The organism is Streptomyces sp. NPDC026417, assembly GCF_055567695.1.
Map to the genome: position 1 here is coordinate 48,110 of NZ_JBVHPY010000014.1, position 14,251 is coordinate 62,360.

A 14,251-nucleotide genomic window follows, 5' to 3' on the forward strand; every position below is an offset into this window, starting at 1 on the left:
GTCTGCGTACCGGTACACTGGCGTATCGATACACTGGACGAGCAGGTGCAGTGGACCGCCGACACGAGCGAGGAGAAGAGCCATGACGTCGCAGGCAGCGGAGGGACCGGAGACGGTCGTCGCCTCGCGCCGCTCCAAGATCACGCCCGAGCGTGAGCAGGAGTTCTACGACGCCGTGCTCGACCAGATCCGCGAGTGCGGGTACGAGGCACTGACCATGGAGGGCGTGGCCGCGAGCGCGCGCTGCAGCAAGTCCACGCTGTACCGCCAGTGGAAGACCAAGCCCCAGTTCGTGGCGGCCGCCCTGCGTGCCAGCCGGTGTCCGCGGTTCAGCGGGATCGACACGGGCTCACTGGCGGGCGACCTGCGCGCGGCGGCGCGCACCGCGGGCGACCGGTCGGGGGACACCCAGTTGCTGCAGGCGCTCGGGCACGCCGTGATGCAGGACGAGGAGCTGCAGAAGGCGCTGCGCGACGCCCTCGTCGAACCCGAGGTGGCCGAGCTCAGGGACATGATCGCGCGTGCGGTGGAGCGTGGTGAGATCGCCGCCGACCACCCTGCGCTGGACTACATCCCGGCTCAGCTGCTCGGCGTCATGCGCGTGCGCCCCGTCCTGGAGGGCCGGTACGCGGACGGGGACTACCTGGAGGGCTTCGTGGAGGCGGTCGTGATCCCGGCCCTCGGCCTGACCTGAGACCCAGGCCGCCGTCCGCGGGATGACCGGACGACGGCCTGTCCGCGCCGCACCGTGGGGACGGGGGCGGCGCGCACCCCCCGGCCGGGTGGGGTTCCTCTTGAGCGGAGGGGCGCCCCACCCGGCCGCATCATCGTGTGCGGCCGGGCGGGCTGCCTAGACGTCCTCGCCGCTGCCGGTGCCCGCGGCTTCCTTGATGCCCTTGGTGATCCGGTCGATGACGGACGTCTTCTCGCTCACGTCGACCCCGAAGCGGACCACGACGAGCTGCTCGGAACGGGCCGGCGCCGGGAAGGCGAGCGACTCGACGTAGCCGTCGGAACCCTTGCTCGTGACGACCTTCCAGCGGACCAGGTAGCCCTTCTGCCCGGCCACGGTGACCGCCTTCGAGGCGAGCTCCTCGTGCGAGGTGATCCTGCCGTAGGTCTTGCCGCCGTAGGACTCCTCGGCGTTCTTGGAGATGTCCTCCTTGGCCGCCGCCTCGGCCGTGGTGGCCTTCAGCTTCAGCGCCAGGGCGGGCGCCGAGTAGGCGCCGCCCTTCGTGCAGTCCTGCGTGGTGTCGCCGGGGCACTTGTAGGAGTCGTCGGAGGTCACCGACGCTCCCAGGCCGCTCTTGCCGGACCAGCCGTCGGGCACCGGGAGCGCGATGCCGCTCAGGGCGTCGGTGGCGAAGCCGTCCTCGGTGGGCGGCTGCCCCGACCCGTCCGGGGCCGGGGTCCCGCCGCCGGGACCGCCCGAACCGCCGGGAGGAGCACCGTCCCGGCCGCCCTCGGAGCCGCCCTGGCCCCCGTCGGTGCCGCCCCGGCCGTTCTGCCCGCCGGAGCCCCGGGAGTCGGCGCTGTTGCTGCCGCCGTCGCCCTTCGTGAGCGCGTACACGCCGCCGCCTATGCCCGCGAGGACCGCGACCGCGACGGCCACGGCTATCCCGGTGCGCACGCCGCGCCGCGCCGGGGTTCCCGGGTGGGCCCCGGCCGCCGGCGGGTACGCCGGGGGACCCCAGGGAGCGGCCGACCCGGCGGGGCGGGTCTGGTCCGTCCATGCGTTGCCGTCCCACCAGCGCTCGGTGGGGGGACCGTCACTTGTCTGACCCGGATCGGGATGCCAGCCGGGAGGAGTCGCCTGCGTCATGGGACCCACCGTATGAGCCCCGGGTGAAAGGCGGATGAGAGGGCTCCCGAAGTGTGACCTCGCCGGCGTCCCACCCGCCGGGCTCCGGCCCCCGGAACGCGTGGCACGACGGCCGAGGACGGCGTCACCGCACCACGACCAGCCGCACCGGGGACCGGTCCGGAGGCGGGGGCAGCCGCAGGCCGTGCCGCCCGGGAGTCAGCGAGCCGAGCACGCTGGGATGCCGGGCCCCGGTGGCGGCGGGGTCGCTGCCGGGGAGCCCGTGCAGGGTCAGGAAGCCCAGGACGGCGAAGGCGTACGCCTCCTTGGCCGCCGACGGCAGGCCCAGCTCGTCGGAGCCGCGCAGCGTCACCCCCGGCAGTTCGGCGGCGAGTTGTGCCATCAGGACGGGGTTGCGGGTGCCGCCGCCGGACGCGATCACCTCGGTGGCCCGCACCGCGCGCACCGCGTCCGCGACCGTCCGGGCGGTGAGCCGGGTCAGTGTCGCGATCAGGTCCTCGGCGGTCAGCGTCCCGAAGCCCGCCAGCGCGTCCCGCAGATAGCCGGGATGGAAGAGTTCCTTGCCGGTCGTCTTGGGCGCCGGCGCCGCGTAGTACGGCTCGTCGAGCAGCCGTCGCAGGAGCCCTTCGTGCACCGTGCCCCGGGCGGCCAGGGCGCCGTCCACGTCGCAGTCGAGGCGGCCGTCGCTGAGGCCCCGCGCGGCGGCGTCGAGGAGCGCGCACCCGGGCCCGGTGTCGAAGGCCGTCCCGTCGGGTGCGGTGAGGTTGGCGATGCCGCCGATGTTCAGCGCCACCGGGGTGCCCGGCCGACCGCGCAGCCACCACCGGTCGACCAGGCTCACCAGCGGTGCCCCCTGACCGCCGGCGGCGATGTCGCGGGACCGCAGGTCGGCCACCACCGGCAGCCCGGTCGCCTCCGCGATCCAGGCGGGCTGCCCGAGCTGGAGCGTGCCGTGCACCTGCCCGTCCGCCGCCCAGTGGTAGACGGTCTGGCCGTGCGAGGCGACCAACTCGGCCGTGCCGTCGCACAGTTCCCGATCGGCGCGCACGGCGGCCCGGGCGAAGGCCTGCCCGATCCGGGTGTCCAGGCGGCAGACCTCCGCCAGGCTGGTGGTGGCCGGGGGCAGCGCTCCCGCGAGCGCCGCCCGCAGACCGCTGTCGTAGCCCTCGCTCACGAGACCGAGGGGCCGCAGCGTGAGCGCGTCCCCGTCGAGGGTCAGCTCGGCCGCCGCCGCGTCGATCGCGTCGTACGACGTGCCGGACATCAGGCCGATCACCCGCACCCGCTCAACTCCCCTTCTCGTTGCGGAGAGTGGCCAGCGCGAGGACGCTGACGGCACAGGCCGCCGCCGCGTAGTACGCGGGAACGTCCACGTTTCCGGTCCGCTCGATCGTCTTGGTGATGATGAGGCCGGCGCAGCCGGAGAACACCGCGTTGGACAGGGCGTAGGCGAGTCCCAGGCCGGTGTGGCGCACCCGTGTCGGGAACATCTCGGAGAGCATCGCGGGTCCCGGCCCGGCCATCAGCCCGACGACGGCGCCCGCCGCGAACACCGCGGCGCCCTTCACCGCGTGCGAAGCCCCCTGGTCCTGGAGCAGGTCGAGCAGCGGAATCGCCGCCACGGCGACCAGTACCGCGCCCGCCAGCATCACCGGGCGGCGTCCGATCCGGTCGCTGAGCAGGCCCGCCGGCAGGATCGTGGCGGCGAAGCCGAGGTTGGCGAGGACGGTGGCGAGCAGGGCCTGCTGGAACGTGGCGTCGAGCGAACTCTGCAGATAGGACGGCAGCACCACGAGGAAGGTGTATCCGGCCGCCGCCCACCCCATGATCCGGGCGGCTCCCAGCACGATCGCCCGGGTGACCTCGGCGGCGGACGGAGTCTCGGGTTCCTGCCCCCGCTCCGCACGGCGGAAGGCCGGCGTCTCCTCCAGCCGCAACCGCAGCCACAGCGCGCCGAGTCCCAGCGGCAGCGTCAGCAGGAACGGCAGCCGCCAGCCCCAGTCGCCCAGTTGCCCCTCGGTGAGCACGCCGGCCAGCAGCGCCGCCACGGCGGCCCCGCCCAGCAGGCCCAGCGCGACGGTGAAGGACTGCCACGCCCCGTAGAGCCCTCGCCGGCCCGGCGGGGCGAACTCCGTCATCACCGACACCGCGCCCCCGAACTCCCCGCCCGCGGACAGGCCTTGGAGCACCCGCAGCAGGGTGAGCAGCCAGGGGGCGAGCGCACCCGCCGTGGCGTACGTCGGCAGCGCGCCGATCAGGGTGGTCGCCGCCGTCATCAGCACGATCACCAGGACGAGGACGGGACGACGGCCGATCCGGTCGCCGAGCCGGCCGAACAGCGCGGCGCCCACGGGCCGGAAGAAGAACGCCAGCGCGAAGGACGCGTACGTCTTCACCAGCGCCTCGGCCTCGCCGCCCCCCTCGGGCGTGAAGAACCGGGCCGCGATGATCGTGGCGAAGTAGCCGTAGACGCCGAACTCGTACCACTCGATGAAGTTGCCGACCGAGCCCGCGAACAGGGCCCTGCGGGAGTGCGGGTGCCGCGCGGTGCGTTCCTCCGGGCCGTGCACGGGGACGGTCATCGCGGGTCCTCCCGTGGCTCGATACGGACCGGCCCCTCGAAGCGGACCGGCACCCTCCCTGAGGGAAAGTCAGCTTCAGTTTCACCGCTGTCGACTGTCAATAACTTTCACCGGGGCTGGTCGGGGCCCCGCGGCGTCGCCTTCGGACACCGGCCGTCACCCGTGAAGGCAACGGGTGCCCGGACCGGCCACCGTTTCGGCTGCCGGACGGCTAGGCTCGATGTCTGTACGTCGTTTGGGCGACCTGGGGAGGTAGCGGGATGACGGAGGCACGGCCCGAGGTGGCCGCCTCGGCCTCCTTGTGGGAGCGCGACGAGGAAGTCGCCACGGTCCGGCGCGCGGTCGCGGCGCTGCGCGCGGACTCGGCGTCCTCGGGAAGTCTGCTGGTGTTCACCGGCGAGGCGGGGCTCGGCAAGACCGCACTCCTCGCCGAGACCCGCCGCCTCGCGGAGAGCAGCGGCTGCACGGTGTGGTCGGCACGCGGCGGTGAGACCGTCACGTCCGTCCCGTTCAACGTGGTGCGCCAGTTGCTGCAGCCCGCCCTCGTCTCGCTGATGCCGGAGGAGGCACGCGAGTACCTGGGCGACTGGTACGACATCGCGGGACCCGCGCTCGGGGTGACCGAGCCCGGCGACCGGCAGCCCGACCCGCAGGGCGTGTGCGACGGCCTGGTCGCCGCGGTGCGGCGGCTCGCCAAGCGCGAGTGGCCGCTCGTGCTGCTCATAGACGACGCGCACTGGGCCGACCAGGAGACGCTGCGGTGGCTCGCCGCGTTCGCCGAGCGGCTGGACGACCTGTCCGTCCTCGTCGTGGTCGCCCGCCGTCCGGGCGACGTGAGCGGCGAGAGCGCCCGCCTCCTCGACACGGTCGCCGCCGCGGCCCGCCCGGTCACCACGCTGAGCGCGCTGACCCCCGACGCGACGGCCGGACTCACCCGCGCCACCCTCGGCGAGCACGCCGACGCGCCGTTCTGCCGGGAGGTCTGGGCGGTCACCGGCGGGAACCCGTACGAGACCGTGGAGCTCCTCGCCAAGGTGCAGGACAGCGATCTGGACCCGGTCGAGGCGTCGGCCGCCGAACTGCGCGCCCTGAACCGCTCCGCGCGCGGCCGCGGTCTCGTCGCCCGCCTCGAAGGGCTCGGCATCGACGCGACCCGCTTCGCGTGGGCCGCCGCGATCCTCGGCACCCAGATCTCCCTGGACCTCGCGGCCCAGCTCGCCGGGATGCCGCGCGACGAGGCGGTGCGCTGCGCCGAACTGCTCGGCGCCGCCCGTATCCTCACCACCGCCCAGTCCGCGGGGAACGGCCAAGTGCCGCAGGGCGAGCTGGAGTTCGTGCACCCGCTCATCGCCAGCGCCGTCTACCGCTCGATCCCCGACGCCTTGCGCACCGCGATGCACGGACAGGCCGCGTGGGCGGTCACCGACTCCGGACGCGGAGCCGCCGCTGCCTCCCGCCACCTCCTCGAAGTGCACCCGGACGACGACCCGGAGCTGGTCGAACAACTCCGCGAGGCCGCCCGTGAACACCTCGCGGTCGGCGCACCCGACGCGGCCCGCCGATGCCTGGAGCGGGCCCTCCTGGAGCCTCCGCTGCCGGACACCCATGCCCGGGTGCTCTACGAACTCGGCTGCGCCACGCTGCTGACCGCGCCCGCCCGCACCATCCGCCATCTGCGCGCCGCCCTGGAGATGCAGGGCCTGGAGGGCGAACTGCGCGTCGACGCCGTCTACCGCCTGTCCCAGGCCCTGCTGCACAACGACCAGTTGGAAGAGGCCGTCCGCACGGTCGACGCCGAGGTCGCCCGCCTGGAACCGGGGCCGGCCCGGATGCGGCTGCAGGCCGTCCACTACATGTGGGAAGGCATCCACGCCGGTGAGGACGGCGCCTCCGGCGGCTCCCACGGCCTCGCCGAACTGGTCAGGACGTGCACCGGCCGGGACAACTCCGAGCGGGCCCTGCTCATCCTGCGCGGTTTCGACGCGATGATGCACGGCGAGAACGCCGAGGAGGTCGCGGAACTCTGCGACCGCGCCCTCGTCAACGGCCGTCTCGCCCCCGGCCTCGGCTGGACCGACACCGAGTGGGGCATCGAGCTCCTGATGATGCTGAGCAGTTCGTACGCCTACGCGGACCGGCTCGACCGCGCGGAGAGCCTGTTCAGCGAGGCCCTGCGCGCCTACGAGTCGGCCGGCTGGAGCGGCGGCCATCTCGCGCTCGCGCACGCCTACCTGGGCCTCGCGCACCGCAGGCGGGGCCGTCTCGTCGATGCCGAGGCCTCCCAGCGCGAGTCGCTGCGCCTCGCCGAGCGCGTCGGGCGCGGACTGCCGCTGTACTGGTCCGCGACCTGCGGGCTCATCGACACCCTGCTCGCCCGGGGCCATGTCGAGGAGGCCGAGGAGATCGCCGAGCGCTACGGTTTCGCGCCGCCGTACCCCTCGACCATCGTGCTTCCCGACACCCGTTCCGTGCGCGGGCGGCTGCTGCTCGCCGTGGGCCGCACGAAGGAGGGCATCAACGAACTGGAGGCCGCGGAGAAGGCGGCCACCTCGCGGGGCCACCACAACACCGTGCTCGCCCCGTGGGCCGTCGACCTCGCCAGGGCGCTGGCCACCGACGACCCGGTGCGCGCCGCCGCGCTTGCCGCCGAGGCCCGCCGTCAGGCGGAGCGGTTCGGTACGGACACCGCCATCGGCGAGGCGCTCCGCTGCGCGGCCGCCCTGGAGTCGGGGCAGCGCGCGGTACGGCTGGCGGCCCAGGCGGTCGCCTACCTGGAGGCGTCTCCCTGCCAGTACGAACACGCGGCGGCCCGCATCGAGTACGGGATCGCGTCCCGCTCGGCCGCCGAGCTCAACAAGGGCCTGACCCTCGCCCGTTCGTGCGGGGCGGACGGATGGGTGCAGACGGCGGAACAGGCGCTCGGGGGACTGTAGGGGGCGTTCGGATCAGCCCGGGTCCGCGGCGCCCGGCACGGCACCTCGCCGTGTTGCCGCATCCCCCGAGAACGCCCCCGGCCCGCGGGTCGTGCGCCGCCGTACGAGGCACCGCACCATGCGCCGCGGCCTGATCGGGCGCGATCCCGACGACACCCCACGGGCCGCTCCCGCGCCGTGCGCCCGGCCCCGCCCCGCGGCGGGCCGCCGACCCGGCCCGCCGCGGGAACCCCGGGCGCGGTCAGGAACTTTCCTCCCCACCCGCCTCCTGCTCCGCCAGCACCCGCTGGGCGACCGCGAAGGCCGCGTTGGCCGCCGGGACACCGCAGTAGACCGCGGTCTGCAGCAGGACCGCGCCGATCTCCTCCGGTGTCAGTCCGTTGCGCAGGGCCGCCCGGACGTGCATCGCCAGCTCGTCGAGGTGCCCGTGCGCCACCAGTGCCGTCAGCGTGATCATGCTGCGCTCGCGGCGGGCCAGGGTCGGGTCGGTCCAGATCTCGCCCCACGCGTAACGCGAGATGAAGTCCTGGAAGCGGGCGGTGAAGGGAGTCTGCCGGGCCTGGGCTCGGTCCACGTGCGCGTCGCCGAGGACCTGGCGGCGCACTTCCATGCCGCGCCGCGCCTCGGCCCCGAAGTGCCCGCGCAGCGCGGTGATCACGGCCTCGGGGCGCTCCGCGGGCGCCAGATGCGAGGCGCCGGCGATCTCGGTGAGCGAGGAGCCCGGCACCGCGTCCGCGATCTCGCGCAGATGCGCCGGCGGTGTCGCCGGATCCTCCCGGCCCGCGATCAGCACGGTGGGCACGGTGATCGACGCCAGCCGGTCGCGCAGATCGAAGGAGGCCAGCGCGTCGCAGCAGGCGGCGTACGCCAGGGGGTCCGCCCGCCGGTGGTCCTCGACGAGTCGCGGCACCGTGAACCCCGGGGTGAACCAGCGGCTGTCGGCGGTCGCCGCGAGCTGCTCCAGGCCGTCCCGGCGGACCAGCCCGGCCCGCTCCTCCCACGGTTTCGCGCCGTTGAAGTGCGCCGAGGAGCAGATGACCGCGAGGGACGACACCCGCTGCGGGTGGTGCACGGCGAGGTGCAGACCGACCGCGCCGCCCAGGGACACGCCGGCATACGCGAACCGGCCGATGCCGAGGGAGTCGGCGAGCGACAGGACCAGCTCCGCCAGGTCGGCGACCGTCGCGCCGGCGCCGATCAGGTCCGCAGGGGAGCCGCCGTGCCCCGGCAGGTCGTAGCGGATCACCCGGTGGGTGACGGACAGCTCCGGCGCGACCTCGTCCCACAGGGCGGCGGAGGTGCCGAGGGACGGGCCGAGAAGCAGCGGGGGAGCCGTGGCGGGCCCCTCGGCGCGGTGGTGCAGCAGCTTGCCGGACGGCTCGGTGGTCAAGGTCGCTCCAGGGCGCGGTCGGTCAGGGCTCCGGCGGAGCCGGAATAGCGGGTGGGATCGGTGAGGGCCGCCAGGTCGAGTTCCTTCAGCTCGGGCTCCTCGCGCAGCACGTCGAGGAGCGGCCGGTCCTCGGCGGCGGTCCGCTGTGCGGCCCGGGTCAGCAGTTCCTTCGCGCGGGCCCGGCCGAGCACCGGGGCGAGCGCGGCGGCGAGCCGCTCGGAGACGATCAGCCCGTGGGTGAGGCCGAGGTGCGCGCGCATGGCGTCCTCGTTCACCCGCAGTCCCTCCGCGAGTTCCGCGGCGTCGCGGGCGGCGCCGCCGACCAGCCGCAGCAGATCGCGCAGCGGTTCCCACTCGGCGTGCCAGGCACCGGCGGGACGCTCGTCCTCGGCGGCCATGGACGCGTGGAGGCAGGCCGCCAGATGCGGTGCCCGCCGGGCCGCGGCCGCCACCAGCGTGGCCCGCACGGGGTTCGCCTTGTGCGGCATCGCCGAGGATCCGCCGCCCGTGCCCTCCGCGACCTCGCCGATCTCCGTACGGGCGAGAGTGAGCACGTCGACGGCGGTCTTGCCGAGCGCACCGGCCGTGAACGCGAGGGCCCCGGCGAGGTCCGCGACGGGCGTGCGCAGGGTGTGCCAGGGCAGCGCCGGTTCGGCGAGGCCCAGCTCCCGGGCGTACGCGGCCGTCAGCGCCCGGGTGTCGACGGACCCGGCAGTCGTGCCCTCGGGGCCCGCTTCCGCGCCGAACACCGTGAACGCGGCCAACGTACCTGCCGCGCCCCCGAGTTGGGCGGGCAGCGAGGCCCGTACGGCCGAGAGCCGGTCCCGGGCGTCCAGCACCAGCGACCGCCACCCCGCCGCCTTCAGGCCGAAGGTGGTCGGCACCGCGTGCTGGGTGAGGGTCCGGCCGGGCATCACGGTGTCCCGGTGCCGCGCGGCGAGCCGGGCGAGCGCCGCCTGCGTACGGTCCAGGTCGGCCAGGACCGGGCCGAGGGTGCGCACCGCCACCAGCATGGCCGCCGTGTCGAGGATGTCCTGGCTGGTGGCGCCCCGGTGGACGTAGGGGCCGAACTCCTCGCCGACCGCCTTGGTCAACTCCCCGACCAGGGGGATCACCGGGTTGCCGCCGGCCCCGGCGCGCAGCGCGAGGGCCCGTACGTCGAAGAGCGCCGCGTCGGCCACCGCGTCCACCGCGGAGGCCGCCCGCGCCGGGGCCAGGCCCAGCGACGCCTGCGCACGGGTGAGCGCGGCCTCCGCGTCGAGCAGCGCCTGCAGATACGCGGTGTCGCCGGTCGCGGCCTCCGCCGCGGAGCCCGCCCGTCCGGGGGCGAGGAGACCGGCGTCGTGCTCGGCAGGGTCGGCAGCTGTCACTGGAACTCCAGGAAGACCGTTTCGCCTTCGCCCTGAAGGCGGATGTCGAAACGGTACGTGCGATGTGCCCCCTCGGCGGCGATCAGCGTGGCGCGCCGCTCGGGCGGCAACGAGTCGAGCAGGGGGTCCGCGCCGTCGGCGAGGTAGGCGCGGGTGAAGAGGTGGTGCAGCAGACCGCGGGCGAACACGCACACGCTGATGTACGGCAGTCCGGTGTTGCCCGGGGGCAGCGTGTGCAGGGCGTAGTGCCCGTCGGCGTCGGTGGCGACCCGCCCGAAGCCCGTGAAGTCGGTGCCGTTGCGGCCGAGGTACCCCCCGGTGACCGGGTCGCGGCGCAGGGAACCGGGCGCCCCCTTCAGTGAACCGTCCGGGTCCGCCTGCCAGAACTCCAACAGGGCGTCGGGGACCGGGGCGCCGGCGCCGTCGAGCACGTACCCGTGCAGCGTGAGGGTGTCGGGGTGCCCCTTGGGTGCCACCTGCCCGCCGTCGGGGAACGGCAGCGCGTACCCGTAGAAGGGCCCGACGGTGTGGGAGGGGGTGGGGAGAAGCTTCTCGCTCATGGCGGTCAACGTCCTTCCTCGATCCAGGTGGCGGAGGGGCCGTCGAGGACGATGTCCCACTCGTAGCCGAGCGAGAACTCGGGCCGGGACAGGTCGTGGTGGTACGCCGCGACCAGGCGGTTGCGGGCCGACTCGTCGGTCACCGACCGCAGGATCGGGTCGTGGCGGAACAGCGGGTCGTTCGGGAAGTACATCTGCGTCACGAGCCGCTGGGTGAACGCCGTCCCGAACAGCGAGAAGTGGATGTGGGCGGGCCGCCAGGCGTTGGTGTGGTTGCGCCACGGGTACGCGCCCGGCTTGATGGTGGTGAAGGTGTAGCGACCCTGATGATCCGTCAGGGTGCGCCCCACCCCGGTGAAGTTGGGGTCGAGCGGTGCCGGGTGCTGGTCGCGCAGATGGGCGTAGCGCCCGGAGGCGTTGGCCTGCCAGATCTCGACGAGCTGCCCGCGTACGGGACGGCCGTCGCTGTCCAGGAGGCGGCCGGAGACGGTGATGCGCTCGCCGAGCGGTTCGCCCTGGTGCTGGACGGTGAGGTCGTTGTCGATCTCGGTGGTGTCGGTGGCGCCGAAGACCGGGCCCGACAGCTCGACCGTCTCCGGGTCCCCGCCGTTCACGGCGACCAGCGGCTGCTTGGGATGGCGCAGCACCGAGCTGCGGTACGGCGCGTACCCGCGCGGCGGGTGGTGCCGGACCGGTGCTCCGGCGGCCACGGCCTTGTCGTACGCGTCCTGGAGTTCGTCGACCTCGATGTCGATGTCCGACTGGGTGAGAGCCATGGGGCGACTTCCTATCGTTCGAGGACGAGGGCGAGGCCCTGGCCCACGCCGATGCAGAGGGTGGCGACGCCGACACCGGAGCCGGCGGCCCGGAGCTGGTGGGCGACGGTGCCCGCGAGGCGGGCGCCGGACGCGCCGAGCGGATGGCCGAGCGCGATCGCGCCGCCCCGCGGGTTGAGGATCGCCGGGTCGAACGCGGGCCACTCGGCGACACAGCCGAGGACCTGCGCGGCGAAGGCCTCGTTGAGTTCCAGTGTCGACAGGTCGTCGAATCCCCTGCCGGCCTTGGCGAGAGCGCGGTTGACGGCCTCGACGGGGGCGAGTCCGAAGTAGTGCGGGTCGATCGCCGAGACACCGGACGCGCTCACCCGGGCGAGGGGTTCGCGGCCGGTGGCCCGCAGGCCCGCCTCGTCGGCCAGGAGCAGTGCGGCGGCCCCGTCGTTCAGCGGGGAGGCGTTGCCCGCCGTCACGGTCCCGCCCTCCGGACGGAACGACGGCTTCAGCCGGGCCATCGCCTCCAGGGACGCGTCCGCGCGGACGGACTCGTCGACGGCGAAGTCGACCGGGTCCCCCTTCCGGCGGGGGACCGGCACGGGCGCGATCTCGGCGTCGAAGAGGCCCGCGGCCTGGGCGGCGGCGGCCTTGCGATGACTGGCCAGCGCGAACTCGTCCTGCTGCGCACGGGTGATCCTGTGCTTCTCGGCGATGAGTTCGGCGGACTCGCCCAGCGGGACGGTCCACTGCGGTTCCATCCGCGGGTTGACCATGCGCCAGCCCAGCGTGGTCGAGTACAGCTCGGTGTGCGCGGCCGGGAACGGCTTGTCGCTCTTGGGCAGCACATAGGGGGCGCGGGTCATCGACTCGACCCCGCCGGCCAGGGCGATGGAGGCGTCGCCGAGCGCGATGGCCCGCGCGGCCTGGATGACGGCCTCCAGGCCGGACGCGCACAGCCGGTTGACGGTGACGCCGGGCACGGAGGTGGGCAGCCCGGCGAGCAGGGCGGCCATCCGGGCGACGTTGCGGTTCTCCTCGCCCGCGCCGTTGGCGTTCCCGAGGTACACGTCCTCGATCCGTGCGGGGTCCAGGGCGGGAGTACGGGCGAGGAGCGCGCGGATGGCGTGGGCGGCCAGGTCGTCCGGACGGACGCCGGCCAGCGCGCCGTTGTAGCGGCCGACCGGCGTGCGGACCGCGTCGACGATGTAGACGTCCCTCATGAGACCTCCTCGGGCAGGCGCACCTTGGCGGCGGTCTTGGCGGTGATCTCCTCGGCGGTGACGCCCGGGGCTGTCTCCACGAGCACCAGCCCGTCCGGGGTGACGTCCAGGACGCCGAGGTCGGTGATGATCCGGTCGACGCAGGCCTTCCCGGTCAACGGCAGCGCGCACTCCTGGAGGATCTTGGGTGAGCCGTCCTTGGCGGTGTGCGTCATCACCACGACGACCGTACGGGCGCCGTGCACGAGGTCCATGGCGCCGCCGATGCCGGTGATCATCTTGCCGGGGATCGCCCAGTTGGCGAGGTCGCCGCCCGCGGAGACCTGCATGGCGCCGAGGACGGCGACGTCGATGTGCCCGCCCCGGATCATCCCGAAGGAGAGAGCGGAGTCGAAGTAGGAGGCGCCGGGCAGGACGGTGACGGTCTCCTTGCCCGCGTTGATCAGGTCCGGGTCGACCTGCTCCTCGGTGGGGTAGGGGCCGGTGCCGAGGATGCCGTTCTCCGACTCCAGGACCACCTCCACGCCCGGCGGGAGGTGGTTGGGGATCAGCGTCGGCAGTCCGATGCCGAGGTTCACGTACTGGCCGTCCCGCAGTTCGCGCGCCGCGCGGGCGGCCATCTCCTCCCTGCTCCAGGCCATCACGCGCCCACCGTTCCGCCGCCGGCGGCGGGGGACGAGACCGTCCGCTTCTCGATCGGCTTGGCGCTCGCCTGCTCGGGGGTGAGCGCGAGGACGCGCTGGACGAAGATGCCCGGCAGATGGACCGCGTCCGGATCGATCGCGCCCGGCTCCACCAGCTCCTCCACCTCGGCGATCGTCACCCGTCCCGCCATCGCGGCGAGAGGGTTGAAGTTCCGCGACGACTTGTTGAAGACGAGGTTCCCGTGCCGGTCGCCCTTCGCGGCCCGTACCAGTGCGAAGTCGGTGCGGATGCCGTGCTCCAGCACGTACTCGGTGCCGTCGAACTCGCGCACCTCCTTGGGCGGCGAGGCCAGCGCGACGCCGCCGGAGCCGTCGTAGCGCCAGGGCAGTCCGCCGTCCGCGACCTGTGTGCCCACCCCGGCCGGGGTGTAGAACGCGGGGATGCCGGAGCCTCCGGCCCGCAGCCGCTCGGCGAGCGTCCCCTGCGGGATCATCTCGACCTCCAGCTCTCCGCCCAGGTACTGCCGGGCGAACTCCTTGTTCGCGCCGATGTACGAGCCGGTGACGCGGGCGATGCGGCCCGCCGCGAGCAGGACCGCGAGCCCGGACTCCATGGCGCCGCAGTTGTTGGACACCACGCCGAGGCCGGACACCCCGCGCTCGTACAGCGCCCCGATCAGCGCCGTCGGCACCCCGCTCAGTCCGAAACCGCCGACCGCCAGGGTCGCGCCGTCCGGCACATCGGCCACCGCCTCCAGGGCGCTGGCGACCACCTTGTCCATCCGTGAAGCCCCCTCTCTCCCGAGCGCCCAGTGCCTCAGATAGTCAGGGCACTGATTATTTATTCGAGGTTTCAGACACGCTGCCAGCCGATCCCCGAGCCGTCAAGGCCCCCGATATCGAACGTTGGGGAGGTTGACGTGCCAGGAGACGGGTGAACCGGCGTCGGGGTATCGTTCA

Annotated in this window: 12 protein-coding genes; 2 read left to right on the forward strand and 10 right to left on the reverse strand. The window is 73.9% G+C overall.

Annotation, left to right across the window (positions count from 1 at the left end):
• Positions 1-82: 82 nt before the first annotated feature.
• Positions 83-694, forward strand: coding sequence for a TetR/AcrR family transcriptional regulator (locus ACZ4NT_RS22150; RefSeq protein ID WP_121407201.1), 612 nt, complete (start codon positions 83-85; stop codon positions 692-694).
• A 156-nt stretch (positions 695-850) separates the two neighbouring features.
• Here the strand turns inward: ACZ4NT_RS22150 and ACZ4NT_RS22155 are convergent, their stop codons facing one another.
• The 3 genes from ACZ4NT_RS22155 to ACZ4NT_RS22165 all read right to left on the reverse strand — a co-directional run bounded on the left by ACZ4NT_RS22155 (position 851) and on the right by ACZ4NT_RS22165 (position 4,404).
• On the reverse strand, positions 851-1,822 hold the full coding sequence (locus ACZ4NT_RS22155; RefSeq protein WP_467727089.1) for a DUF2510 domain-containing protein: 972 nt from the start codon (positions 1,820-1,822) through the stop codon (positions 851-853).
• Positions 1,823-1,946: 124 nt separating this feature from the next.
• A complete protein-coding gene (locus ACZ4NT_RS22160) occupies positions 1,947-3,104 on the reverse strand; it encodes an anhydro-N-acetylmuramic acid kinase (protein WP_467727091.1) in 1,158 nt (385 codons plus the stop codon).
• Positions 3,105-3,108: 4 nt separating this feature from the next.
• Positions 3,109-4,404: an MFS transporter gene (locus ACZ4NT_RS22165; RefSeq protein WP_467727093.1), complete on the reverse strand. Its 1,296-nt coding sequence runs from the start codon at positions 4,402-4,404 to the stop codon at positions 3,109-3,111.
• 260 nt (positions 4,405-4,664) lie between these two features.
• On the opposite strand from ACZ4NT_RS22165, the gene ACZ4NT_RS22170 reads away from it, so the two are divergent.
• Entirely contained in the window at positions 4,665-7,337 is a 2,673-nt protein-coding gene (locus ACZ4NT_RS22170) for an AAA family ATPase (protein WP_121407205.1), read from the forward strand.
• A 241-nt stretch (positions 7,338-7,578) separates the two neighbouring features.
• Here the strand turns inward: ACZ4NT_RS22170 and pcaDC are convergent, their stop codons facing one another.
• Genes pcaDC through ACZ4NT_RS22205 form a run of 7 tightly spaced genes read right to left on the reverse strand, consistent with a single transcriptional unit; the run spans position 7,579 to position 14,073 of the window.
• Positions 7,579-8,727, reverse strand: coding sequence for a bifunctional 3-oxoadipate enol-lactonase/4-carboxymuconolactone decarboxylase PcaDC (gene pcaDC, locus ACZ4NT_RS22175; protein WP_183117088.1), 1,149 nt, complete (start codon positions 8,725-8,727; stop codon positions 7,579-7,581).
• Complete coding sequence (gene pcaB / locus ACZ4NT_RS22180) at positions 8,724-10,097, reverse strand: 3-carboxy-cis,cis-muconate cycloisomerase (protein ID WP_467727096.1); 1,374 nt, start codon at positions 10,095-10,097, stop codon at positions 8,724-8,726. The genes pcaDC and pcaB overlap by 4 nt, the downstream gene beginning before the upstream one ends.
• Entirely contained in the window at positions 10,094-10,657 is a 564-nt protein-coding gene (gene pcaG / locus ACZ4NT_RS22185; protein ID WP_467727098.1) for a protocatechuate 3,4-dioxygenase subunit alpha, read from the reverse strand. Before pcaG ends, pcaB begins: the two co-directional genes overlap by 4 nt.
• A gap of 5 nt (positions 10,658-10,662) precedes the next feature.
• Entirely contained in the window at positions 10,663-11,433 is a 771-nt protein-coding gene (gene pcaH / locus ACZ4NT_RS22190) for a protocatechuate 3,4-dioxygenase subunit beta (RefSeq protein ID WP_121407208.1), read from the reverse strand.
• An 11-nt stretch (positions 11,434-11,444) separates the two neighbouring features.
• Positions 11,445-12,647, reverse strand: a complete 1,203-nt coding sequence (locus ACZ4NT_RS22195; RefSeq protein WP_467727101.1) for a thiolase family protein — start codon at positions 12,645-12,647, stop codon at positions 11,445-11,447.
• On the reverse strand, positions 12,644-13,288 hold the full coding sequence (locus ACZ4NT_RS22200) for a CoA transferase subunit B (protein ID WP_121407210.1): 645 nt from the start codon (positions 13,286-13,288) through the stop codon (positions 12,644-12,646). Before ACZ4NT_RS22200 ends, ACZ4NT_RS22195 begins: the two co-directional genes overlap by 4 nt.
• Positions 13,288-14,073, reverse strand: a complete 786-nt coding sequence (locus tag ACZ4NT_RS22205; RefSeq protein WP_121407211.1) for a CoA transferase subunit A — start codon at positions 14,071-14,073, stop codon at positions 13,288-13,290. Before ACZ4NT_RS22205 ends, ACZ4NT_RS22200 begins: the two co-directional genes overlap by 1 nt.
• Between the last annotated feature and the right edge of the window lie 178 nt (positions 14,074-14,251).